Origin of the sequence: Actinomadura pelletieri DSM 43383, assembly GCF_003634705.1 — a bacterium.
GTDB classification, from domain to species: Bacteria; Actinomycetota; Actinomycetes; order Streptosporangiales; family Streptosporangiaceae; genus Spirillospora; species Spirillospora pelletieri.
Genome location: NZ_RBWU01000002.1, coordinates 494,483 through 518,910, shown reverse-complemented (window position 1 = coordinate 518,910; position 24,428 = coordinate 494,483). Strand labels below are relative to the sequence as shown.

20 protein-coding genes are annotated in these 24,428 nt (G+C 68.5%); 5 read left to right on the top strand and 15 right to left on the bottom strand.

The features are described 5' to 3' along the window. Positions 1–22 precede the first annotated feature (22 nt). Positions 23–1,402, bottom strand: a complete 1,380-nt coding sequence (locus BZB76_RS09165; RefSeq protein WP_170180555.1) for an MFS transporter — start codon at positions 1,400–1,402, stop codon at positions 23–25. Positions 1,403–1,764: 362 nt separating this feature from the next. Beyond that, positions 1,765–3,441: a tetratricopeptide repeat protein gene (locus tag BZB76_RS09160; protein ID WP_147449383.1), complete on the bottom strand. Its 1,677-nt coding sequence runs from the start codon at positions 3,439–3,441 to the stop codon at positions 1,765–1,767. 706 nt (positions 3,442–4,147) lie between these two features. Here BZB76_RS09160 and fxsT point away from each other — a divergent pair. Continuing rightward, positions 4,148–6,676, top strand: a complete 2,529-nt coding sequence (fxsT, locus tag BZB76_RS09155) for an FxSxx-COOH system tetratricopeptide repeat protein (protein ID WP_121433862.1) — start codon at positions 4,148–4,150, stop codon at positions 6,674–6,676. 34 nt (positions 6,677–6,710) lie between these two features. Here the strand turns inward: fxsT and BZB76_RS09150 are convergent, their stop codons facing one another. The 7 genes from BZB76_RS09150 to BZB76_RS09120 all read right to left on the bottom strand — a co-directional run bounded on the left by BZB76_RS09150 (position 6,711) and on the right by BZB76_RS09120 (position 12,600). Continuing rightward, positions 6,711–7,943: an FxsB family cyclophane-forming radical SAM/SPASM peptide maturase gene (locus BZB76_RS09150; protein WP_246006841.1), complete on the bottom strand. Its 1,233-nt coding sequence runs from the start codon at positions 7,941–7,943 to the stop codon at positions 6,711–6,713. Positions 7,944–8,010: 67 nt separating this feature from the next. Next, positions 8,011–8,538 carry a GNAT family N-acetyltransferase gene (locus BZB76_RS09145; RefSeq protein ID WP_246006840.1) on the bottom strand — a complete coding sequence of 176 codons (528 nt, stop codon included), beginning with the start codon at positions 8,536–8,538 and terminating at the stop codon, positions 8,011–8,013. Between the two features lie 65 nt (positions 8,539–8,603). After that, the gene (locus BZB76_RS09140) at positions 8,604–8,795 is read right to left on the bottom strand and encodes a CDGSH iron-sulfur domain-containing protein (protein ID WP_246006839.1); all 192 of its coding nucleotides are present in this window, start codon (positions 8,793–8,795) and stop codon (positions 8,604–8,606) included. Positions 8,796–8,856: 61 nt separating this feature from the next. Further along, positions 8,857–9,546, bottom strand: a complete 690-nt coding sequence (locus BZB76_RS09135) for a HemK2/MTQ2 family protein methyltransferase (RefSeq protein WP_121433860.1) — start codon at positions 9,544–9,546, stop codon at positions 8,857–8,859. After that, positions 9,543–10,658 (bottom strand): iron-containing redox enzyme family protein, encoded by a 1,116-nt coding sequence (locus BZB76_RS09130; protein WP_121433859.1) that lies wholly within the window; start codon positions 10,656–10,658, stop codon positions 9,543–9,545. The genes BZB76_RS09135 and BZB76_RS09130 overlap by 4 nt, the downstream gene beginning before the upstream one ends. A gap of 72 nt (positions 10,659–10,730) precedes the next feature. After that, the gene (locus BZB76_RS09125) at positions 10,731–11,885 is read right to left on the bottom strand and encodes a carboxylate-amine ligase (protein WP_246006838.1); all 1,155 of its coding nucleotides are present in this window, start codon (positions 11,883–11,885) and stop codon (positions 10,731–10,733) included. 109 nt (positions 11,886–11,994) lie between these two features. Further along, positions 11,995–12,600, bottom strand: a complete 606-nt coding sequence (locus tag BZB76_RS09120) for a flavodoxin family protein (protein WP_121433857.1) — start codon at positions 12,598–12,600, stop codon at positions 11,995–11,997. Positions 12,601–12,824: 224 nt separating this feature from the next. Here BZB76_RS09120 and BZB76_RS09115 point away from each other — a divergent pair, with 224 nt between their 5' ends. Genes BZB76_RS09115 through BZB76_RS09105 form a run of 3 tightly spaced genes read left to right on the top strand, consistent with a single transcriptional unit; the run spans position 12,825 to position 15,116 of the window. After that, positions 12,825–13,775 (top strand): SRPBCC family protein, encoded by a 951-nt coding sequence (locus tag BZB76_RS09115; protein WP_211342913.1) that lies wholly within the window; start codon positions 12,825–12,827, stop codon positions 13,773–13,775. Positions 13,776–13,833: 58 nt separating this feature from the next. Further along, positions 13,834–14,853, top strand: a complete 1,020-nt coding sequence (locus BZB76_RS09110) for a hypothetical protein (protein WP_121433855.1) — start codon at positions 13,834–13,836, stop codon at positions 14,851–14,853. Beyond that, a complete protein-coding gene (locus tag BZB76_RS09105; protein ID WP_121433854.1) occupies positions 14,850–15,116 on the top strand; it encodes a hypothetical protein in 267 nt (88 codons plus the stop codon). The genes BZB76_RS09110 and BZB76_RS09105 overlap by 4 nt, the downstream gene beginning before the upstream one ends. A gap of 12 nt (positions 15,117–15,128) precedes the next feature. Here BZB76_RS09105 and BZB76_RS09100 read toward each other — a convergent pair whose 3' ends face one another. From BZB76_RS09100 to BZB76_RS09090, 3 genes are all read right to left on the bottom strand, one after another. Further along, a complete protein-coding gene (locus BZB76_RS09100) occupies positions 15,129–16,169 on the bottom strand; it encodes a Ppx/GppA phosphatase family protein (RefSeq protein WP_121433853.1) in 1,041 nt (346 codons plus the stop codon). A gap of 896 nt (positions 16,170–17,065) precedes the next feature. Further along, positions 17,066–17,455 carry an STAS domain-containing protein gene (locus BZB76_RS09095; protein ID WP_121433852.1) on the bottom strand — a complete coding sequence of 130 codons (390 nt, stop codon included), beginning with the start codon at positions 17,453–17,455 and terminating at the stop codon, positions 17,066–17,068. Between the two features lie 17 nt (positions 17,456–17,472). Continuing rightward, a complete protein-coding gene (locus BZB76_RS09090) occupies positions 17,473–17,802 on the bottom strand; it encodes a helix-turn-helix transcriptional regulator (RefSeq protein ID WP_246006837.1) in 330 nt (109 codons plus the stop codon). 146 nt (positions 17,803–17,948) lie between these two features. On the opposite strand from BZB76_RS09090, the gene ligA reads away from it, so the two are divergent. Next, the gene (gene ligA, locus BZB76_RS09085) at positions 17,949–19,940 is read left to right on the top strand and encodes an NAD-dependent DNA ligase LigA (RefSeq protein ID WP_121433851.1); all 1,992 of its coding nucleotides are present in this window, start codon (positions 17,949–17,951) and stop codon (positions 19,938–19,940) included. Between the two features lie 271 nt (positions 19,941–20,211). Here the strand turns inward: ligA and BZB76_RS09080 are convergent, their stop codons facing one another. From BZB76_RS09080 to BZB76_RS09070, 3 genes are all read right to left on the bottom strand, one after another. Further along, complete coding sequence (locus BZB76_RS09080) at positions 20,212–20,763, bottom strand: hypothetical protein (RefSeq protein ID WP_147449382.1); 552 nt, start codon at positions 20,761–20,763, stop codon at positions 20,212–20,214. A 680-nt stretch (positions 20,764–21,443) separates the two neighbouring features. Further along, entirely contained in the window at positions 21,444–22,577 is a 1,134-nt protein-coding gene (locus BZB76_RS09075; RefSeq protein WP_121433849.1) for an ABC transporter ATP-binding protein, read from the bottom strand. Positions 22,578–22,596: 19 nt separating this feature from the next. After that, positions 22,597–24,369, bottom strand: a complete 1,773-nt coding sequence (locus BZB76_RS09070; protein ID WP_121433848.1) for an ABC transporter permease — start codon at positions 24,367–24,369, stop codon at positions 22,597–22,599. Positions 24,370–24,428 lie beyond the last annotated feature (59 nt).

The window sequence follows — 24,428 nt, the reverse complement described above, 5'->3', positions numbered from 1 at the left end:
TCGCGAAGGCGGACGATCGAGTTCAGCCGTCCTCGCCCATCCGTACCATGGTTCCTCGACCGGACGCGGGGTCACCGGCCACCGCGGCGCGTGCCTTCCTGTCGGCTTTCGAGGGGTCCCTCTGGGAGGATGTTTGCGCAAAGGCGACCGGAGACCACACACCGACCGCGATCAGCACGAACACCACGGCCACCAGCGCCGCGGTCACCCGGGTTCCGAGCGCCTCGATCACGTATCCCGCGACCGAGGCGCCGAGCGTCACCGCACCGGTCGTGAGGAACTGGGCGACCCCCTCCACCCGACCCAGAACGTTCTGCGGGATGACCCTGCTCTGGTGCATTGCCAGCGCGACGTTGATATAGGCCCCCGTGAGACTGCACGCACCCCATACAAATATTCCTATCAGCGGCATCTCCGCGGTAAAAGCAACGATCACCAGACAGGGGGCCCAGAGCGTCACGCTCCACCGGACGGTCGAGCGCGGCCTGCGCCATCGCACCACCCGGGTCGCGGTCAGGGCGCCCAGAACCCCACAGATGCCGGATGTCGCGAGCATCAGGCCGATCGTCGTCCCGGAGAACCGTTGCCGTTCGGCCTCGACGACGAGCACCAGGATGATGATCTGAAATCCGACGTTGGCGATGGTGCAGAAGCCCAGCGATGTGCGAAGAAATTCATCGTCACGTATCCGTCGCATCCCCTCCTTGAAGGAGGGCACCGCCTTCCCTTTCGACAACTTCCAGAATTCTAACCTGCCCAGCTCGAAACTTTGAAGGTTTTTCCGTTTCAACAGCAGGATGGAGACGACCGAGATCAGAGAGGTCAGCGCGTCTAAGATATAGGGCAGGGCACGCCCGGCAGTGAAGAGAAAACCGCCTAACGGCCGTCCGAAGACCAGGGCCACATGATGCCTGGCCTCGTTTTTGGCCATCGCACTCTCCGCCTCGCCGTCAGGCACGACAAAGCGCACTGCAGCGAATTCGGCGAGTCGGAAGAACACCGCGCATGAGCCGTCGATCACCGCCGCGACGATAAGAATCGGCCAGGGCTCGGCGAGGGCGCAGAGGCCGATGAACAGCAACACCGAGTTGGCGACGCGAATCAGCTGGCTGATCAGCATGATTCGCTTGCGGTCGTAATGATCCACCAGCAACCCGACCGGGAGGTGCAAGAACAGTCCCGGCAGCGTGCTCGCGGCCGCCGCCCAGCCCGCGATGATCGGTGAGTCGGTCAGCGCCAGCGCCAGCAGCGGGTTGGCCGCGGCGGCGCCGAGCGTGCCCAGTTGAGAAAGCGCCGAGCCGCCCAACAGCAGGTTGAAATCACGGCGCCATGAATCGTTCTTTCCCTCGGAATCGTCGGCTCCGCCGTGACTCGAACTAGTTCCGGATGCTGCGCTGGTCACCGCCCGCTTTCTCCTCCCTAGATCTACGGTCACCCGTCGCACACGCCCGGCTTATGCTCACTATCACAATGCCCAGTCAGAGCGTTCAGGAAAGCCGAACCAGGCATAAAGCAATTACCATGAGTGACTAAAATTATCTCGTCTGTCATCTCAGGAAGGCGCAAGGTGAGATCAGTAAGGTAGCAGTAGTGAAATGGTGAGACCACGCTGGCGACCGAGTAACACCCCTACGTCACACGCCAAGCTTCTCAGTTCCTACATTGTAGGCACGGAAGAGGACATTGCCCTTAGTTCGGGATTTTCAGTGAATGGGATCCCGAATCACGACGGATGCGTTCGGCGGCCGCAGTGGTTGCTTCCGCCTAGGCGATGCCGGACAGGGCCTGTTTGGCGGTGAGCGCCTCTCGATTGGTGGCGTCATGGCCCAGCACGCCTTCGAACACCGCGGCGGCGGCGTGCGTGCGACCGGATCGCCACAGGGCCCGGCCAAGGGCGGTCTGAATCGACAGCTCATGCGGAAGCCGGCTCGCCGCGGTGCGGAGCTCCCGGACCGCCTCACCCGGTGCGCTCTCCAGCAGTGCCCGGCCGATGCCCGCGAGGAGCCAGCCGACCGCCGTATTGTCCGGAATGGCCTCGAAGATCGCCGCCGCCTCCCGGTAGCGCGCCGTCGCGGTACTGGTGTCTCCCCGGTCGAAGGCGATATCCCCCAGGAAGGTCGTCGCGTCGCCGAGAACCCTGATCTCTCCCTCGCCGCAGGATCGCGTGACCGCTTCCGCATGGTGACGCGCCAGTTCGGAATCACCCGCGGCCAGCGCCTCGCGTGCTTGCCACAGGCGCGCCGACGGGCCCGGCCTGCGGATGGGGACGGCCCTCTCTTCCAGCCCCTCGATCGGTTCGATCAGCCGAGGATGCTGGAGCTCGTAGTACCGGCGCCCGTCTCGGATGTGCGCCCTGATGAGATGGCAGTCTTGCAGCGCGTGGACGACCGGCTCGGGCACAGCCTCGTACAGGCGATCCGCCAGAACTCCGACCTGGCCTTGCGGTCCGCCGAACGAGGTACGGAACACTGATGACAGCGTTCGGAGCGGCAGGCTGTGGTCGGCGGCGATCGTGGTCAGGCTGTGGGCGCAGAACTCGGTCAGCACACGATTGACCTCCGCGCGAAGCCGCTCGGGTGAGATCTGCGTGTCGCCGGGGAGTTCCTCAGGCGGGCGATCGCATACAAGCCGGAGCAGAACGGGCTCCACGCGAGAGGTGGTCTGAACACCGCCCACCGGCCGCGCGGTCCGCACCGTCCGCAGCTCGCGCACTAAGTCTCGTCCCAGCGCCCCGGCGACGACCTCGTTCAGGCACCCCGACCGGCGTAGCAGAGACGCGGCGGTCTCCTGCGCGGCTTCCGGCTTCAGCGGCTCGATGGTGCACACGGCCGGTCGAGCATGGCCGAGCCGGGCGGCGAACTCCGAGATCTCGTCGAAGGCGTCCTCGCGCACCGCCAGAAGCAGATGCAGATCCGGCGAACGTTCCATGGCCGTCGCGAGTTCTAGGGCGAAGTCCCGGCGGTGTCGCTCATACCGGCCAGGGGTGGACAGCAATGCCTCGGCCCCGTCGATCGCCGCGTAGGTGGGCACCCGATGGCCGAACCGGTCCATACGCTGATGTTTGCGCACGTAGGTCTCGATCGTCAGTTCGGAGATCTGGACGGGTGACGCACGGGTGTACCAGGAGGCCAGTACCGCCATCCGGTAGCGGTTGTACTCGGGCAGCGCCGCCATCGGGAAGGACGGCCAGTGCGCCACATGCGCCGGCGACAGCACGTGCGCCCCTTCCGCCCGCAATGACGGAAGGACGCCCGAGCACAACAACGAGGTCTTGCCCGCGCCGGCCCTGCCGCTGAGTACGGTGAGCCGGTTCGTCCTCCACAAGCCCACGACTTCACGAGTCTCCGCTGCCCGGCCGCAAATGATCTCACGATCCGGCTCGTCGAACGCGCGTCCATTCGCCTGCGAGCCAGGCGGGTCGAACGGGAACTGCGCGATCATGTCTAATCCCTGAGGCAGGCACCCAGAGGCGGTGTCGGACGGCCGGCCGGAGCGTAACGTAAGCCGTCCAGAATGGCCGGATAATGCGACAACCGCCGTGTCCTTCCAATGGGAGCACCCGAAAAGCGAGAGCCGGTCAGCCGTTATTCGCCCATGGGGACATGGGCACTGATCGTCCTCATTTCGAAGGTCATCACACCCGTGGGCTGACACCCGTCCCAGAAGCCGTGGGCATCGTCAGATTGTTGCCACCACCTCTACGACCACCGGACTTATTGTCAAATCCACGCGCCAGCAGCCCTGGTCTCTCCAGTTCCCTTTCCGCACGCTGAAGACCAGGGGCTCGGTCTCCGGAACTCCTCATGAGGATGTCACTGGATAGCTTGAAGGAACGCGTCAGCATCGGCCCTCCCTGAAGGAGACACCACTTCGGTGTCATTGGCAACGCATGTCGGGCAGGCATGTGAATACCGCAACCATGGTTCCAGAAAGTCGACCCGGCCGCCAGATGCAGAACCTTGATCTCCATAATTCGGGTTTCCGAAAACGAGAGAGAGGCGCGCCCGAAAAATGATTACTCCATTCAGTGGCTGATGACACAGACCGGAACCGGCGGCTGCAAGATACTGTCTTGATTGAGGCAATTGCTTAACTTTGACGTGATGCGGGGCCGGCCACGGGCACCGGCGTGACGTAAGGGGATCAAGTGATCAATAATCCGGATACATCGGGCGTCCCTGATAGAGTCCCCCAGGTCTGGGGAAAGATCCCTCCCCGCAACAAGAACTTCACCGGCCGCACGGACCTGCTCGCACGCCTGTACGAAGGTCTGGCCGGTCAGGTGACGGCCGTGGTCCCGCACGCGTTGCACGGCCTCGGCGGCGTGGGCAAGACCCAGATGGCGGTCGAGTACGCCTACCGTTACCGCTCCAAATACGACCTGGTCTGGTGGATCGCGGCCGACCAGCCCGTACTGGTGCGCTCCACGCTGGCGAGCCTGGCACCCCATCTCAATCTTCCGTCTGCGGCGGTGAGCGGTGTCGAGGACGCCGCCAACGCCGTGCTGGACGCCCTGCGTCGAGGAGAGCCCTATGGCGACTGGCTGCTGATCTTCGACAACGCCGACGAGCCCGAGGAACTGACTGAGATCTTCCCGCACGGCCCCGGGCATGTGCTGATCACCTCGCGGAACCATCGGTGGGCGGGTGTCGTCGACGCCGTCCCGATCGACGTCTTCACCCGTGAGGAGAGCGTCGAGTTCCTCACCAGACGAGTGCCGCGGGGGATCACGCAGGCCGAGGCCGACCGACTCGCGGAGGAACTGGGCGACCTCCCGCTCGCCTTGGAGCAGGCGGGCGCGCTCCATGCCGAGACCGGTATCGCCGTCTCCGAGTATCTGGATCTCCTGGAGCAACGCACCAGAAGACTTCTCTCTCAAGGCAAACCCACCGAATACCCGGTGTCGATGACGGCCGCATGGGCGCTTTCGGTGGCCAGCCTTGAGGAGAAGATGCCTGAGGCCCTCATTCTTCTCCGTTACTGCGCTCTTTTCGGTCCAGAGCCGATCCCCCGGGACGTGTTTCGCATGACCACGTCCAAGTTGAGCGCTCCGCTCCTGGATCTGATAAGCGATCCCATCCGATTGAGCCGGGCCGTCGGCGAGCTGGGGCGATTCGCCCTGGCGAGGCTCGATGTCCAAGCTCGGACGATCCAGGTGCACCGGCTGATTCAGGCCCTCGTCCGCGACGAACTGCCAGAGGAGGAACAGAAGCGCCTGCGCCACGAGGTGCATCTTCTTCTGGCCAACTACCTCCCGTCGATCCCGAACGCCGCGAGCAACTGGCCCCAATATCAGAATGCTCTCGGACATATCGGACCGGCCGAGGTCGGGCTGTCCCGGGACCCCGCAGTCCGCCGACTCGCCCTCAATATGATCAACTACCTGTACTCCTCGGGCGACTACGCTTCGGCTCGCTCCTACGTCGAGTCGTTCATCGAGGAGTGGACGAGGATTTCCGGCCCCGACCACGAGGACGTTCTGACGCTGCACGTGGAACTGAACGATCTTCTCCGCGAACTGGGCCAGTACCAGGACGCCGCCGACCGCGGCGCACAGACGCTCAGCGCGGCGGATAAGGCCCTCGGACGCGACCACGACACGACCCTGCGGGCGCTGCGCGGTCAAGCCGCCAGCTTGAGGGCGACCGGCGACTTCTCAGAGGCGTTCGACATGGACGTGGACGCGCTGAACCGCTTCCGGACGAAGCTGGGAGAGCGGAACTGGGGCACCTGGCGCGCCGTCAACAGCCTCGCCCTCAACCATGGCCTCAGAAGCGACTACAGGAGCGCCCGGCGTGTGCTTGAAGGCGTGTACCGGGAGGTGATGGTGACCGAACAGGGGTCGGACGCCCCGGCGTCCTACCTCAACATCTACAGCGGGCTGGCACGTGCGGTTCGGCTCAGCGGAGACTTCTACGAGGCATGTGACCTCGGTGACGACGTCTACGCCTCCGCCGTCGAGCAACTGGGTCCCGACCATCCCTGGACGCTGCGCACCGGCAAGGACCTCTCGATCGCCCGGCGGCGGGCGGGCGACTACGAGAGGGCGCTGGAACTCGCTGACAACGTCCACCAGCGCTACGTTCGCGCCTTCGGCCTGGACCATCCCGACACCCTGGCCGCCGCCACCTGCCTCGCGAACATCCACCGCACCCTGGGGCAGTTCCAGGAGGCTCTGACGCTCGCGGACGACACCGTCCGCCGCTACCCGCGTGTCTATCCCATCGAGCACCCCTACAACCACGCCTGCGCCGGGAACCTGGCGATCCTGCGGAGGGTCACGGGCGATCCGCGGATCGCGCGGAAGCTCAACGAAGATGCTCTTGAAGGCCTGGAGCTGAAGCTGCAGCGCGATCATCACTTCACTCTCACGGTGGCCCTCAACCTGGCCAGTGACCTGGCCGAACTGGGAGAGGTGGAAGCGGCGTACCGGCTCTGCTCGGGGACGCTGCGGCGGCTCCGCACCGTCCTCGGCCAGGATCACCCGGTGACGCTGTCGGCGGCCGCGAACACCCTGGTGAATCTTCGTGCCCTCGGCCAGGACGCGGAGGCCGACGAGCTGTACGGCGACACCGAGGAACGGTACCGGCGGACGCTCGGTCTTGAGCATCCGGACGCGCTGGTGTTCCTGGAGGGACGGCGACTCGACGCAGACTTCGACCCGCTGCCGATTTGAACCGTCCCGTCCGTTCCAACCCGTCCGATCCGGTTCAGCCGACGGCGACCGCCGAGTCGAGGTCGGCCAGGTCCCGGCTGAGGACGTCCCGGATGTGGGTGATCAGTTTGAGCAGGTCCTGGCAGTAGACCGACGGGTTGCGGAAGCCGGTGCCCGACCGGTAGCGGTGCGGGTAGAGCCCGCCGCCGCAGACCTCGTGGGCCTGGCAGGCGAGGCATTCCGGTGACAGCGCACGCCGTCCGATCTGGCGGGCGGCGACGGACGGCAGTGTCAGGACGGCGTCGAACGGGTCACGGGAGACGTGCAGCCGGGTGCCCGCGGCGCCGTCGAAGGCGGATTTCAAAGAGTCGACCTGCTCGATCTCTCCGTTGCTCTCGACGACGACCACGGCCACCGGGGAGAGGCCCACGGCCTCGCTGGCGGACATCCGACCGAACAGCAACCTGATGATCTCGCTGAACAGCCGGATGCGCGTCTCGCCGGCGTCCGTGCCGTACCAGCGGTCGAAGATGGCGATGAGCCAGTCACCGTAGGGCGTCGACTCGTCGGGTGGACGCCCGGGTGGCGGGACGTCCCAGTTCCCGTGCGGCAGCAGGAAGTCCATTCCGGGCGGGCCGAATTCCAGCAGCGACTCATAGGTCGCGACCGGGTCGTTGCGCAGTTCGATGGTGCTGAGAAGGCCGCCGAAGAGGGGCCGGTACCCGTTGGTGAGCCGTTGCAGCCCGGCCCGGACCGCCTGGTAGCTGCCCTGACCGTCGGCGCGCCGTCTGTGGCGGTCGTGGCCCTCCTCGTCGCCGTCCACGCTCACGCCGACGGTGACGCCGTACTCGGCGAACAGGTCGAGGAACAGGTCGTCGAGTAAGACGCCGTTGGTCTGCACGCTGAAGCCGACACGCACGGCCGGCCCGGTGGCGGCGAGAATCGTCTCGATCACGTACCGCAGGTGTTCGGCGCCCGCCAGCAGCGGTTCTCCACCGTGCAGGACGATGTCCACCTCGGACAGCAGGTTCGTCCGGGCGTGCTCGGCGATGCGCTGGGCGACCCTGTCGACGACATGCCGCGACATGCGACGCGGTTGCCTGCGCCAGCCCTGGTCGGCCATTTCGTACATGTAGCAGTAGTCGCAGGCCAGGTTGCACCGGCTGTGCACCTTGAGGATGAAGTCACGGATCGGGGTCGGTCGCCACCCGCGTTCCAGCAGGGCCCGCACATCGAGGCCGTCCGGCCACTCCGCCGCCCGGTCGGGTTCGTCCCTGTCAACGCCCACGTGCCGACCCCCTAGATGGATCACGACGCGGCGCTGCGTTATGTTCAGATATATCGGAAAACCAAGATCAATAAACGTCGTTGATGAGGGCCCAGCGTTCGTGGTCCCGCCATATGCCACCGATCTTGATGAACGCGGGTGAGAAGCCTTCCTTCCGGAATCCGAGCCGCTCGACCAGCCTGACGGACGCGGTGTTGCCCGGCTGGATGTTCGCCTCGACCCGGTGCAACTCCAGCCGGTCGAACGCGTACCGGACGGCGAGCCCGACGCCCTCGCCCATGTACCCCTGGCCCGCGTACGGCTGGAAGACCGCGTAGCCCAGCACACTCCGCTGGTAGGACCCACGGACGATCTCGTTGAGATTGACCATGCCGACGAGGTCGCTGCCCGCACGCAGGCACACCACCATGCCGACCGCGTTGACCTGGTCGAACCGCGCGAGGTACGCCGCGAACTCGCGTCCCGTCCGGGGCAGGACGACCCAGGGTCGATGGAATCCCGCACTAACCTTCGCCAGTTCGAGGAACCGCGCCTCGTCGTCCGCCCTCACGGTACGGACGACGACCTGTGCGCCCACGCCAACGACCCCGTCCACGCGCGGAATCTACATCAGGACGGCCATCGACCGTGCGCGCCCACGCGGCGACCCCGCGTGACCGGTCACCGAGGTGTTTCGCCGTCCCGCCGTTCGGTGCGGACACGGCGGCGGTGGCTGGTGTCGCAGAACGGGAAGGCGCGGCTGCGGCGGCACGCGCACAGCGCCACCAGGAAACGGTCCGACGTCACGGTGGCGCCGTCGTCCAGGACGACCTCGACCGGCCCCTCCACCAGGATCGGTCCGCCCGGAATCATCCGTACTCGTCGCGGTTCCCGGCCCCCGCCCGGCGTTCCGTTCACCGGTCGGGGGGCGGACTCAGGCCGCCTGGCGTCGATGTCCATGTTCCCACCCCGTCGCGACCCGGTCGGCGCGGATCACCACCAGGTCCTCGTGTCGTTGTCCGGGACGCAGCACTCCCCGCGCCCGTAGCATTCCGGCGCGCCCCCGCATCACCGGCCCGAACGGCTCCCGGCGCCGGGCCACCACCCGGGCCCGCATGCCCGCCCCGCGCAGCGCGACGAGCGTCGCCGCGACCCCGTTCAGGGCCGAGTGCACCACCAGCAGCGTCCCCGAGGAGGTCAGATGGTCGGGGGCGGCGCGGCAGATCTGGTCCAGGATCGCCCGGCCGCTCGGCCCTGCCTCCCAGGCGCGGGCCCGGCCCCGGGCCGCGGCCGGATCGGTGTCGCCGGGCACGTAGGGCGGGTTGGCGACGATCACGTCGAACTTCTCTCCCGCCACCGGCGTGAACAGGTCGCCGCGCAGGACCCGGACGCTGAGCCCCCGGACCCGCGCGTTGAACTGGGCGGCCAGCACCGCCCGCGTCGACTTGTCCACCGCCACGACGTCGCAGCCCACGCGGGCCGCGGTCACCGCCACGGCGCCGGTTCCGGTGCCGAGTTCCAGCAGCCGCGCTCCGGCCGGGACGCCGACGCCGCACAGCGCCTCCGCCAGCAGCCGCGTGTCGGCCTGCGGCCGGTACACCCCCGGTGGGCGAAGCAGCATCATCGCCCCACCGTCCCCTCGGGGGCCGGGGTCGCGGGCAGCGGGCGGCGCAGCGACGAACGTCCCGTCCGCCAGCGTTCGAGGATGTGGGCGGCGAGGCGGTCCTCCAGCAGGACGGTGGCCCGCACGCCCAGCACCACGTCGGGCGCCAGCTCCGGTTCGTCGGCGAGCAGCCCGCCGATCACGTCGTGGCGCAGCACCTGCTCGTGGACGGCGTCGGCCTCGATGTGCTCGGTGTAGAACAGGCGGGCCCGGGGACCGCCGCCGAGGCGTTCCAGGGCCCGTGCCATCCGCCGGGCCGACGGCGCGGTGGTGATCTCCGCAGCCGCGAAGTGTCCGACCATCGCGCCCCGCAGCGACCGTCGCAGGCCGAACAGCGACATCATGTTTACCGTCGCCAGCATCACCGCGGGCGCCGCGTCCACATAGGCGCCGTAGGAGGAGTCCAGGCCGAGGTCATCGAGCAGGTCGGCGTACAGCCCCTGGTGGATCATCTCCGGGCGGCCGCCGCCGAACTCGTCGTGTTCCACGGCCACCAGTGCCGTCTTGGCGCGTCCGCGCAGCCGGGGCACCACCCAGGCGTGCGGGTCGGCCTCCTTCAGGTGGTACACCGACCGGTGTGCCGCGTGTTCCCGCAGTTGCCACCACTCTCCACGGTCCTGCAGATGGTGCGTGACGCCGTGCCCGTCGATCGGCTCGGTCAGCAGGTCCCGGAGCGCGGCGTCCACGTCGGCGTCCACGTCGGCGTCGGACTCGTTCGCACCGGGAACACTTGCCGTGTCGCGGCGCAGCGCGTCCAGGAACACCGCCTCCATCGCGCCGCGCAACCGCAACAGTCCGGGCTCCCACTCCCAGTCCGGGTCGACCCCTACGAACCCGCGGTAGTGCAACTCGAAACAGGTGTGGAGCGCCAGTTGCAGGTCCTCGCCGTAGGGGTCGGCCGAGGCGACGGCTTCGCGGACGGCGGGCGAGCGGGCGGGGACGTCCGGTGGGCGCGGACCCGCCGCGAGCGTCTCCACCACCGCCCTGGACAGCGGTCCGCGCGCGGCGGGAAGTCTTGGCGTCGCCGCCCTCGTCCGCTCCCTGAGCGGGGGTGGAGCCTCTCGAACGGTCATCGGTGTCCTCCGTCGCCTCGGTTTCCGCGATCCGGTACCCGTTCAGGCGCGTCCCATACGCCCTTTTCGTCCCTATACCTGCTCTGAGTGGCCCGGATCACGGGTGAAAGAGTCCGCGGCGGCCACGATGAGACCGCCCAACTCGGTCTGGTCGGCGAGCATGTCCACCACGGCGCGGGCGCCGTACCGCCCGGCGGTGCGGCGTTGCCGGGCCGCGCCCGTCCCCTCCCGGCGCACGCCCTCCACCAGGGCGCGGACCGCGTCCAGGTCACCGAGATCGGCCAGGGCCGGGCGGACGTGGGCGACCAGGTCGTCCAGCAACCGCCAGGCCGGGACGGCCCGATGCGTGAACGGGTCCAGACCGGGGCCGTCCATCCCGTGCCGGGCCGCGTTCCACAGCCCCGCCGCGCACACCTGGGCGTCGACGTCCCGGGCCTCCCGCCCGGCCGCCAGATCGACCAGGGCCGTGCGGACCAGGCCCCGGACCAGCGCGGCATGGAGCACCGTCTCGTCGGCGGTCGCCGCCGCGTCCGCCACCCGCACCTCCACGGTCGGCCACCGCGGCGACGGCCGTGCCAGCCAGAACGTCATCGCCTCGTCCGCCAGCACACCCGCCTCCACCAACGCCGCGACCCGTGTGTCGTACTCGGCCGCCGACGCCGCGAACGGCGGGACGCCCGCACCCGGAAACCGGACGATCTGCGTCATGCGGCGGCTCGCGTACCCCGTGAGGCGACCGTGGTCGAACGGAGAGTTCACCGACAGCGCCAGCAGTGTGGGCAGCCACGGGCGGAGATGGTTCACCACCGCCACGGCCGTCTCCCGGTCGGGGACGCCGACATGGACGTGACAGCCGGACGCCTGGTAGTCCGCCACGATGTCCCCGTACAGCGCCTCGATCGCGGCGAAGCGTTCACCCCGGGTGATCGGCGGTGACGGAGCGTCCAGTACCGGCGTCCCCACCGACACCGGACGCGCACCACACGTCCGCGCCACTCTCGTGAGGCGCGCCCGCCCGTACCGCAACTGCGGCCGCAGATCGGCCAGGTCCTCGCACACTCCCGTCGCCGCCTCCACCTGCGCGGTCGACAACTCGGCATGGAACCCGCCGCCGGACTCGTGCCACCGATGCCGTCCCGACCCCGCCAGAACCTGTTCCGCACGCGGAACGCACCGCCGCGACTCCGCGTCGACCAGTAGGAACTCCTCTTCCACCCCAATGCTCAAGCCCGGTTCCCGGACGTCGGATGCCTCCAAGCCACCCTCTCCACGATGAGGTCGGACGCGACAGGCCCTCTGGCCCGCGTCCGGACGCCGACGAATTCCCCCGAAACTCTCAGGACGGCGGAGGAGGGATCGGGTTCGCCGCAAGCGCCGAGGCGGCGGCGACCAGGTTGGACGCCATCGCCCGGCCGGTGCTCTCCGACCAGTCCCGGCCCTCCTCGCTCTCCAGATAGCTCGGCCCCGGACCGGGGCCGCGGTTCCAGTACGTCCACGCCTGCCCGGGAATCGTGTAGCCGAACTCGTTGAGCGCCCCGCTCAGGTTGTTGATCACGTGATGGGCGCCGTCCTCGTTGCCGGTCACGATCACCCCGGCGACACGGTTGAAAGCCACCGGACGGCCCTCGTCATCGGTCTCCGACAACATCGCGTCCATCCGCTCGATCACCCGCTGGGCGATCGAGGACGGCTGGCCCGCCCAGGTCGGCGACGCCAGGATGAGGATCTCCGACTCCAGCAGCGACCGGTGCACGGCGGGCCATGGATCGCCCTCGCCGAGGTCGGTCTCCACACCCGGTGGAATGTCCAGGTCCACGGCCCGGATGTTCTCCACCTCGACGCCCCGGCCCCGCAGCGCCTCCTCCACGACCGCGGCGAGCGCCTCGGTGTTGGACGTCTCCGGCGAGCGTTTCAACGTGCAGTTGATCACCACGGCGCGCATCCGCGCCTCCTCCCTGATCAGACGACTCCGTCCAGAGGCGATACCCGGGCCGCCCTCTCCAAACGGCGCCGACACGGCTTCGGGCTCCGCTCGCCCGCGCGCACCTTGGTTGATCTTGAGTTTGCGCTGGTCGGCAGGCCATTTGTCGTTTTGGTCCGGGATTTTCGGTTATGGCGGCCAGGAGAGAGCCAGGAGAGAAACGTCGACCGAGCGAAGTGTTGATCATGACGGAGGCAGGCGCCGGAGACCGCGGCGACGACAAGACCGTCCAGGTCCTACCGACGGAGCAGCTCAAGGAGGCGGGCCGGGAGTTCGTCCGGGCGCTGATGATACGGGCGTTGCAGAAGACCAGCGGAGGGATCGGAGGTCTGAGCCGGCGGCTGAACGACGCCGCGGACGGCCGCGCGAAAGCCGCCGGTAAGAAGGCCGCCGCCATCGGCGCGGAGAAGCTCGCGGAGCAGGTCTCCCCGGACGACTCGTCCGGCCAGGGCGCCGTCAAGACCGGCGCGGAGAAGCTGAAGAACGCCGCGGGCCTCGGCGGCGACAAGGACGGTGGCAACGGCGGGAACGGCGGGAACGGCGGGGACGCCGGCAAGGTGAAGTCCACCAACATCGTCGAACAGGTCGATGTGGGGCTGCCACGACGCGTCGCCTACGACCAGTGGACGCGGTTCTCCGACTACCCGAGCTTCACCAAGAAGGTGGAGAGCGTCGAACAGGAGTCCGACGAGAAGCTCAACTGGCGGGCGCAGATCTTCTGGTCGCACCGCAACTGGGAGTCCAACATCATCGAGCAGGTTCCGGACGAGCGGATCGTCTGGAAGTCCAAGGGCCCCAAGGGGTACGTGGACGGCGCCGTGACCTTCCACGAACTGGCGCCCTCCATGACACGGATCCTCCTGGTGGCCGAGTACCACCCGGACGGCTTCATGGAGAAGACCGCGAACCTGTGGCGCGCCCAGGGACGCCGCCTACGCCTGGACTTCAAGAACATCAAGCGGCACATGATGACGCAGACGATCCTGCAGCAGGATGAGGTCGAGGGCTGGCGCGGCGAGATCCGCGACGGCGAGGTGGTCAAGACCCACGAGGAGGCCGTCGAAGAGGAGAAGAAGGAGGCCGAGTCCCGCGAGGACGACCGGGAACACGCGGACGCCGCGAGCGCCAAGAGGTGACGTTCTCGCTGGTGAGGGTACCGAGACTCGACGGGCAGGCCGAGCATCGGGGGAAACGATGGGCGACAGCACGTCCGGCAACACGGACCCGGAAGAGCAGCGGAACGGGGCCGGGGATGACGAGAACCTCTCCGGCACGACCCTGAAGGCCGACGAACGACCGCGCTCCGGCGAAGGCCCGGACGTCTATCTCGACGTTCCGCAGCTCAAGGTGGAGGAGATCTCCATCGAGGTCCGGGACCTGGAGGCGCACGTCTCGCTCGCCGCCGCGGTCCTCGACCTGCTCAGGCTGAACGTCGGCGCGGACGTGTTCCTCGGCAACGTCAAGCTGGAGATCAAGGGCGTCGAGGCGCAGGCGCAACTGGAGGTCCGGCTCGACAACGTCGCCGTGATCGTGAACCGCGTCCTGACGACCCTCGACCGCAACCCCGACCTCCTCCGGCATGTCGGACGCGGCGTGGAGGCGGCGGCACGTGACCTGGGCGCCGGAACCCGCACCGCGGTGGGCGAAGTCGGCCGGGGCGCGAGAAGCGCCGTCGAAGACGTCGGAGAAGGCACCGGCCAAGCCGTCGAGGAAGTCGGGACGGGCACGGGCCAGGCCGTCGAGGAGGTCGGAGAAGGCACCGGCCAAGCCGTCGAAGACGTCGGAGAGGGCACCGCCCAAGCGACCAAGGACGTCGGCAAGGGCACCGGACAGGCGGCCGAGAACGTCGGGAAGGGCGCTGAACAGGCAGCCGGAGACGTCGGAGCGGGCACGGGCCAAGCAGCCGAGAACGTCGGAGAAGGCGCGGGCGACACCGTTCGGAACGTCGGCGGCGACGCCGCTGAAGGTGTGAGCGAAGCAGCAGAGGCGACCGCCGAACCCGACACGGGCCAGGCCGCCGAGGACGCGACCGGCACCACGACCAAGGACGACGAGGCACCCGACGCTGACCAGGAGCCGGAAGACACCGGAACATCCAACGGCGACGAGGACATCACGGCCCTCAAGGCCGCTCTCCACGAGACCGGGGCGTCCGTGCGCGACTTGGGACAGGCACTGCTCCGGACGTTCTCTCAGCGATCGGTTTCGAAATGAGCGATCGCGACCGGGGGAAGCGTCCCGACGCCGAACTCCGGCGCACGGCGGACATTCTCTTCACCGCCCGGGTGAAGGCCGACGAGATCCGCTTCGACGTGGCGTCGGGCACCTCCGTGGAGTTCACCGGGGACACCGACGACGAGTCCACGTCCGGGAGCGACCGCACCAACCTGCCGGACAACGTGAAGGAAGGCACCGTCTACCGCGACGTCCAGATCGACTATGCCATCGCAGCAAGGCTCCGTCGCGAAGCACAGTGACGCCGGACGGTCTCAGGCACTGAGCGAGGGCACCGGCCGAAGAGACGGCCGGCCCGGCGCGGGAAACGCCGGCACGGCCTGGGTGAGGTACGCGGTCTCCTCGTCGGCGGCCGCGGGGTCGGTCATCGCCTGGAGCCGCCGGATCATCAGGCCCTCGCGGATGGCCCACGGGCAGATGTCGACTCGGTCGAGCCCCAACGTGGTCATGAGCGCCTCGGCGACGATCGCACCGGCCAGGATCTGCGGCGCCCGGGGCCGTGACACGCCGCGCAGCTGCGCCCGGTGTTCGGCGCACCGGTCGGCCAGGACGGGGATCTGCTCGCGGAGCCGCGCCAGCTTCAACTGCCGCCGCGCGTACGGCCCGGCCTTACGTTTGGGCGCCCCGGTCAGGCGGGCCAGCTGGGTGAAGGTCTTGGACGTCGCCACCGGCCGCACCGAAGACCGGCCCTTCAGGTCCTCCTTGACCTGCGCGCCGACCTCGGCGAGCCGCTCGTACACATGGCCGCGGAGCCGGTGCACGTCCTTGCGGGCGGGCGGGTCGCCCGGCAGGTGCGCGCGGGTCAGCCGACCCGCGCCCAGCGGCAGCGACACCGCCAGCGCCGGTTCCTGCCCCGCGCCATGCGCGATCTCCAGTGACCCGCCGCCGATGTCGGCCAGCAGCAGCCGTCCGGCCGACCAGCCGTACCAGGCACGGGCGGCCAGGAACGTCAGCCGCGCCTCGTCCCGTCCGGACAGGAAACCGAGCCGGACCCCGGTCACCGCGTCGACCTGCGCCACGATCTGCTGCTGGTTGGCCGCGTCCCGCACCGCCGATGTCGCGAACGCGATCAGCTCCTCGGCCCCGTACGCGGCCGCCGCCCGCACCGCCTCACCGACCGACCCGACCAGACGGCACACCGCGTCCTCCCCGACCACACCGTCGGCGTCGATCGCCTCGGCCAGCCGAGTCGGGCGCTTGACCGCCGCGACGGGCCGCGGCGCCCCGCCCGCGATCAGATCCACGACCTTCAGATGGGCCGAGTTCGACCCCACGTCCAACACACCGATCCGCATGGCGACGCTTTACCCGCCCAACACCGCTTTATTAACGACCCGACAGCGAAACACCCCCGCCCGACCGCGCCTCCGAGCAACCTCCAGCCACACACCGGCGCCCAACCGGCCAACAGGAAGCGGGCATACGAAACAGCCTGCAAAGTGCACCGACCTCACCAACGCCCGACCGCAACGCGCCCCCTCAGGCAAGCACTCGAACACGCCCGCCTCACCCGAACCGACATCCAAAAGCAAACACGAAGGCCCACTTCAGCCGCGCACCACCACCCAACGGGCAACACGAAGCGGCATACGAAACAGTCCATGCAGCGCACCGACCTCGCCCAGCGCCCCGGCCGCAACGTGAACCCTCAGACAGGCGCTCGACGCCACTCGAACACGTCCAACTCACCCAATCCGGCAACAAGAAGCGGACACGAGGGTCGTGGCCTCAGCCCGCACGCCAACGCGCAACCCACCCGGCCAGCAACGCCAAAGGCGAGCGCAGCCGGGCGGATCACCAAGCGATGCCGCGTTCGCCCCAGGCCGGCCACGCAGCGAGCCGCAAGGCGAGCGAAGTGCGCCGAGCCTGCAAAAGACACAGCGACCTCAGCCCACACGCGAACACGTAGCCCCCCGGCACAGCAACACCGAAGGCCAGCGGCACCGGGCGGATCACAAAGCGTTCCCGCGCTCGCCCGAGCAACGAACCGCAAGGCGAGCGCAATGGGCCGGGCCCCGCAACCAACACAGCAACCCCAGCCCACACGCGAACGCGTAACCCACCCGACCAGCAACGCCGAAGGCCAGCGGAGCCGGGCGGATCGCGATGTGATGTCGCGTTCGCCTCAGGAACGGTCACGTAGCGAGCCGTAAGGCGAGCACAGTGGGCCGAGCCTGTAATTGACACAACGTCATGGGGATCGTTCGGGCAGACGGTCCCCGGTGCCGTTCTCGAGCCACCGCACGGCGGTCTCCACGTCGGGCTGCAGGTGGACGCCGTAGTCCAGACCGGTGATGGTGAAGACCCGGTGGACACGGTCCTGTAGTCCGGCGGCGACCAGGCTGACGCCGCGTGCGTCGGCACGGAGATACGCGCGGGCGAAGGTGTTCAGGCCGCTGGAGTCGCAGAAGCGCACATCGGTCATGTCCACGATCACCGCTAGGCGGGTCGCGGTGACCGCCTGCTCCAGCTGCTCGGCCAGCAGGGGATGGGTGTGGGCGTCGATCGACCCGGACACGGCCACCAGGGCATAGCCGGCCAGGTCCGACGCCTGGACAGTGAGGGAGGGCTCAGCTTTCACGAGAGGCTACCTGAGGTCTACGGGCTGGCAGGGCGTCGTGCGCCCGACGGCGCTTCGTCGTGCCGGGTGAACAGGCCGAGAAGCGCGTCGATGCGCTGGTCGGCTTCGGTGGGGTGCCGGAACGGTCGGCCGGAGTCGATCGTGTAGGTGTTGCGGCGGCCGACGCGATGCCGAACCAGGTACCCCGCCTCGACCAGATCATTGACGATCAGCTGGGCGGCGCGCTCCGTGATGCCGATGCCATCGGAGATGTCACGGATGCGAAGCTCCGGATCACGGGTGATCGCGATCAGGACCCGGGCGTGGTTGGTGAGGAAGGTCCAGCCCTTGCCAGCAGGGGTATCCACATGCGTCACCTCCAGGGGGTGCCATCCGTTCAACCGAACAGCTTTTCAGGTAACGAACTACAGCAGTCAGCATAGTACCCCAGCCTTCCCGCAGGTTGAACTCCGTGGACGGTCTGGTTGTCGGTGGCATCGCGTTTAATCGAGACGTGGACGTGAAAGAGCGCATCGCGGAGCTGGTCGCCGAGGTCAAACGGCTGAACGACCTCTACTACGGCAAGGGTGAGAGTCCCGTCCCGGACGCGGATTTCGACGCCCTGAAGGACGAGCTGGCGGCGCTCGTCGCGGAGCATCCGGAGCTGGAACCCGGCGACAGCCCGCTCGGCAAGGTCAACGCGCCGGCGGAACTCACCGGCCCGACCGTCCGCCACGCGCGTCCGATGCTGTCGCTGGCGAAGGCGACGACCGACGAGCAGATCCGCACCTTCTGTGACCGTTTCGGCGGCCAGGTCTTCCGGGTGTCGGAGAAGCTCGACGGGCTGTCGCTCAGCATCGTCTACACCGACGGAAGGCTCGACTACGTCGCCACCCGCGGCACCGGCGCGGTCGGTGAACTGGTCACCGAGAAGGTCCGGCACGTGATCCCGGGCCTGCCGACCACGATCGACGCGCCTGGACGCGTCGAGGTCCGCGGCGAGGCGGTGATGCTGCGTTCGGTGTGGTCCGCCTACAACGAGGCGCACCCGGACAAGACGCTGACCAACCCCCGCTCAGGCGCCGCCGGGACGCTCGTCCTGAAGGACCCCGAGGCCGCCGCGCAGGCCAAGCGCCTGCTGCGGTTCTTCGCGTTCGGCGCCGACCGCGACGGCGCCGCCGTGGAGATCCCGGCGGGTTTCGAGCCGGTCGCCCAGTACGTGTGCGCCACCGCCGACGAGGTGATGGACGCGATCGCCGAGATCGGCGGCCGCCGTGACGGGCTCGACTACGAGATCGACGGCGCGGTCGTCCGGCTGCACGAACCCGCGGCTTTCGACGCGGCGGGCTTCAACAGCGCCGAGCCGCGCGGGGCCATCGCGTTCAAGTATCCGCCGGAGGAGAAGCTGACGACGCTGCTGTCGGTGGAGTGGCCGGTCGGCAAGATCGGCCGCGTTCCACCGCGCGCGAAGGTCGCGCCGGTGTTCGTCGGCGGTGTGACGGTGGAGAACATCACCCTGCACAACCCCCGGCTGATCCGGGAGCGCGACCTGCGGATCGGTGACACGGTCGCGGTCGTGCGCCGCGGCGATGTGATCCCGTTCGCGGGTCGCTCGCTGCCCGAGCGGCGCGACGGGACCGAGGTCGAGATCGTCCCGCCGACGCACTGTCCGTCGTGCGGTTCCGAACTGGAGGTCCGCGGCACGGGCGAGGAGCGCTGGTGCCTGAACCTGCAGTGCCCGGCGCAGGCGACGCGCCGGTTGATGCACTGGGCGTCACGCCCGGCGGCCGACATGGAGGGCGTCGGCAACACCTGGACCGAGAAGCTCGCCGAGGACGGCGTACTGAAACGCCGCAGCGACTTCTACGACCTCACGACCGACCAGCTGCTCGACTACGAACGGATGGGCGAGGTCAGCGCCAAGAACATGGTCGACTCGATCGCGTCCTCCAAGAACATGGGACTGCGCCGGGCACTGATCGGCTTGGCGATCCCGATGGCCTCCGAAGGCACGGCCAAACGCCTGTGCCTCGCCGGCTACGAACGCATCGAGGACGTCGCGGCGGCGACTGTCGACGACTTGGTGGCGATCCGCGACATCGGCCCGAAGGCCGCCGAGAGCATCGCGGCCTTCTTCACCCGCCCAGAGGTCCAACAGGAGATCGCGGCCCTTCGCGAACGCGGCGTGAACCTCGACGTCCTGGACGAGGACCGTCCGGTCGACACGGCGGCCGCGGGCGACTCCCCCCTGAAGGGCAGCTCGGTAGTGATCACCGGCGCCTTCACCGATCCACGCTCGGGCGCCAAGATCAGCCGCCCGGACGTCACCCGCCTGGTCGAACAGGCAGCGGCGACAACCGCCTCCTCGGTCTCGGCCAACACCGACTACCTCCTCGCGGGCGACAATGTCGGCGCCGCCAAGACCAACAAGGCCGAAAAACTCGGCGTCACGGTCGTCCACCAAGACCAACTCTGGCGCTGGCTATCCGAAGCCAACATCATCTGAAGTCCATGTCGTCCGGACGGCCACCTCGGCCTCGCCCTGCCCGGGGCGACCGGCGACTACCGGATTCGCCTGCCCGCCACCGGTCGCAGATAGGCGGCAGTACTCGAAGCGGTCGCGTTGGGCTTCGGGGAGGGGGGTAGACGCCTCCGGATTCGATGGGGTTCGACGTCCACCACCCCGCCGCCCACGAAGAACTCCAAATCCTCCAACGCACCTCTGCGCAGCCCCACGATGACGAGGCGTCAACGTGCGTGCACGCGATCGCGTCCGGTCAGGTCCATTGGAGGGACGAGGCCCTGTCGTTCATCAGGCTGCCGATGTAGCTGAGAGTCGTCTGGAACACGGTCCGCGGGGTGACGAAGTGCGGGTGCTCGAAGTGCCTTACCCGGCAGTCGCTGTACGTCCTGAACGAGGAGATCGTGTCGTTCCACCCGATCGGAGCCAGATCGGCGTATTCGAACTCGACGATGCCGTCGTCGATCCCGTCGCATCCCCTGTATCCCGTGAAGATGATCGAGGAGCCGCCGAAGTTCTCGTGCTGGTACTCGATCGACAGGACGTACCCCTCCATGAGAGCACCGTCGCGCCGCCCGGCGGCCAACGCATTGATGCGACGCTCGAGCACACGATCAGCCGCTGCGGCAGCGGCATCATCGGGAGCATCGGCGATCCGCCCGGCGGTGGCTACGGCGAGCGCCTCCCGAAAACCGGCGAAACACCGCATCTCACGATCGGCCACGGACACCACACAGTGACGTTCCGACGCGACGGCCACCGCGCTCGCCGGCGCCACCACGACGGCGCACAGCCCCACGGCGACCATCACGACTCCCGCCCACCCCAGCGCGACCTTCCGCACGTTCCTCGCCATCGGCGCCTCCCCCTCCATAGCCACGCGGGCCGCATTGCGATCGGAGCCCTACACCCCAACCTCAAATACGGAGAGTATTCATGCAATTACACAACGCCAATGCCGCCGGAGTGACACATAGGTAGCCCGAAATCTCCCTGGTCACAGACATGCGCGCCACCTGACTCGTGGTGGTGGAGGCGGAGTCGTGCACCGTCAGCGAGGTGGATCAGTGGAGAGTGTGCTCAATCTGTTTTGCCCACGTCGACGGGGTGAAGGTCGCCGGCAAGAACGCATTCCGATCCTTGCATCCGTGCTCATGACCTACCTGGCGTTATGGGGTTGTCTACGGGCGGCTTAGAACGTCCCTGCGGTGATATCGAACATGGAGCGTGAACCCATGAGCAGCGTCGGGCTTCGCGCCTCCGCGGCCGTCAGCATCAGGAACTCCACCAGCAGGTAGAGCGCGGATCCTCACAACAGGAATCCGGCTGTCATGGACCCGTACACGTCGGTGATTCAGAGGAGTTCGGCTCCGTTCGGGCGCAGGTCGGCAGGGCGACACGGCGATCCTCACCCACTGCGGCGCGCCGGACCGCAGCCGGACCGGCGGTGGACGGTCGGTCAGTTCGGGTGGTCCGGCTCCGATCGCTTTAGTCAGCGCGAGTGCGGGCCTGGTCTGCTGGGTCTTCAGCGGTCTCGGGTGGGGGGATGGCGATGAGGCGGTTGGCGGGGAGTTGTAGGCGGACGCCGTTGGTTCCGAGGTCGTCGGGGGTGATGCGGGAGCGGACGCTCAAGAGGCCGAGTGGGGTGTCCACTTGGTGGAGGAAGAGGCCTCCCAGGTAGTGGTGGGCGACGGGGTGGCCGTTCACGAGGTTGGTCTCGGGGGTGGAGGCGTCGGGGTGGATGACGATGTCGTCCGGGCGGATGCCGAGTGTCAGTTCCGTGCCGACCGCGTGGTCGCCGTGCTCGACTCGCAGTGCCGCGCCGGCGGCGGTGACCTCGATGTCCGTGCGGGTGCGGGCGGTGACCGCGCAGGGGCGGATGAGGTTCATGCGGTCGAGGAAGGTGGCCACGAACTCCGAGTCGGGGGCGGAGTAGAGCTGGTCCGGTGTGCCCTCCTGGACGATCCTGCCGCCGTCCATGACTCCGACCCGGCTCGCGAGCATCATCGCCTCCTCCTGGTCGTGCGTGACCAGCAGGCAGGTGATGCCGGTGCGGGCGGCGAGGTCCTTCAGCTCCATCCGCAGGTCCATGCGCAGGCGGGCGTCGAGGTTGGACAGCGGTTCGTCCATGAGCAGGACCTTCGGGCGCAGTGCGAGCGCGCGGGCGAGCGCGACGCGCTGCTGCTGGCCGCCGGACAGCCGGGTGACCTTCCGGTCGGCCTGCTCGGTCAGCCGGAAGAGCTCCAGCATCTCCTCGACCCGCTCGGCCACCTGGCCTTTCGGCAGGCGCCGTACGCCGCGGCGGAGCGGGAAGGCGATGTTCTGCCGGATGGTCATGTGCGGCCAGAGCGCGTACGACTGGAACACCATCGCCTGCGGACGTTCCTCCGGGCCGATCCAGGCGTCGCGGCCGAAGACCTGGTCGCCGTCGATCCACACGTCGCCGCCGTCGGGACGCTCCAGCCCGGCGACGATGCGCAGCGTCGTCGTCTTGCCGCAGCCCGACGCCCCGAGCAGGACGTAGAACTCCCCGCTGCCGACCGAAAGGGACACTCCGCGTAGCGCGGGGACGCGTCCGCGGCCCTGGTCGAAGGACTTCGAGACGCCGTCGAGCACGATCATGTTCAGACTCCCGGGTGCTTCAGAGGGACTGGCGGCGGGCCGCCCGGTAGAACGCGGCCAGCAACACCGCGATGAGGCCGAGCTGCATGACCCCGAGGGCGGCGGACAGCCCGGTCTCGCCTGCGGAGCTGTAGCCGAAGATCCGCGTCGACATCACGTCCGTGCCGTCGCCGGACAGGATCACCGTGATGGTCAGCTCCCGGACGGTGAGCAGCGCGATCCAGAACCACGCGTAGACGAGGCCGCCGCGGACGGTGGGGAGGACGACCGACATGAACGTCCGTCCCCGGCGGATCCCGGAGGCCGCGGCCGACTCCTCCAGTTCCCTGTGGACCTGGAGCATCGTGCCGTGGAGCGTGCGGTACGCCGTCGCGACGAACCGGGCCGCCACCGCCAGCGCGAGGAAGGCGGCCGTGCCGTAGAGGGGCAGCCAGCGGTAGACCGACAACCCCACGTAGAGGAACGAGACCGCGAGGACGATCGACGGGACGGCCAAAGTCATCATGATGAGCGCGTCGAGCCCACGCCGTCCGGGCACCCGGGTGCGGGTGACCAGCCAGCTCCCGCAGGCGGCGAGTATCACGGCCACGGTGGGCACCGCCGCGACGAGCAGCAGGGTCGTCGGCAGCACCTCGGACAGGTCGTACATGGCGTCGCCGTACGCGCTGAACGACAGGTCGCCGAACGCGGCCGCCGACGGCGGCCGCAGGTAGGGGGTCATCGAGGCCCACACCAGGGTCAGCACCGGCAGCGCCACGCCGAGCAGCGCGTACCCGAGGACGAAGCCGTGGCCCGCCCACCGGCCGCCCCGGGTGAGCCGCATCGGCTCGCGGGAGGCGCGCCGACCGGTGACGGTGGCCATCTGGTCCGCGCGGCGCACCGCCCGCTGGTACCCGATCATGATCAGGCCGATGGCGAGCGCCATGCCGAGGCCCACCGCCGCGGCGTTGCCGTACTCCGGGGTGCCGGTGGCGCCCTGCGAGTACTGGTAGATCAGCGTGGACAGGACGGTGATGCGCGCCGGCATCCCGAGCATGCCCGCGTAGTCGAACACCTCGACGGCCGCGATGAAGAAGAAGATGGACACTCCCGCGATCGCCGGGGCCGCGACCGGGAGGAGGAGTTGCACGGCGGCCCGCCACCGCGGGATGCCGTGCACCGCGGCGGCCTCCTCCACGTTCACGTCGATCACCCGTAGCGTGGGGACGAGCATGAAGAAGGCGGGTCCGGCGAAGTCCAGCCCCTGCAGGACGATGATCCACTTCAGCGTGTAGATGTTCGTCAGCGGGCCGCCGGTCAGGTCGCTCCACCAGGTGTTGATGATCCCGTTGCTGGGGTTGAGCATGAAGATGTAGCCGAGCGCGACCAGGAAGCCGGGGATCGCCATCTTCATCGCCGCCAGGACCAGGATGACCGACTTACCGCGCAGGTCCGTCCGGGTGTAGAGCCAGGCGAGCGGGACGGCGACGACCAGCATCACCGCGACGGTGCCCACGCCGAGCGCGAGCGTGCGCAGCAGGGTGGCGGACAGCCCGGCGGAGTCGAGCACCGTCCGGAAGTTGTCCAGCGACAGGCTTCCGCCGCCGAACCCCTCCTGCGGGCCGAACGCGGCCCACACCAGCCCGGCCAGCGGCACGACCAGGATCACGCACAGCAGCACGATCAGCGTTCCGACGGCGACGAGCGGGAGGTCGACATCGCGCCGGCGGACGCGTCCCGGGCGGGATCGGCGCCGTCCGGGCCGGTCCCGCTCGGGCGCGGCCGGACGCTCGGTGGACAGCTCAGCCGACACGGTTACCGACCTCTTCTCTCATTCCGGCTCCGGGGGTTCGGGGGTTCGCCGCGGACGGC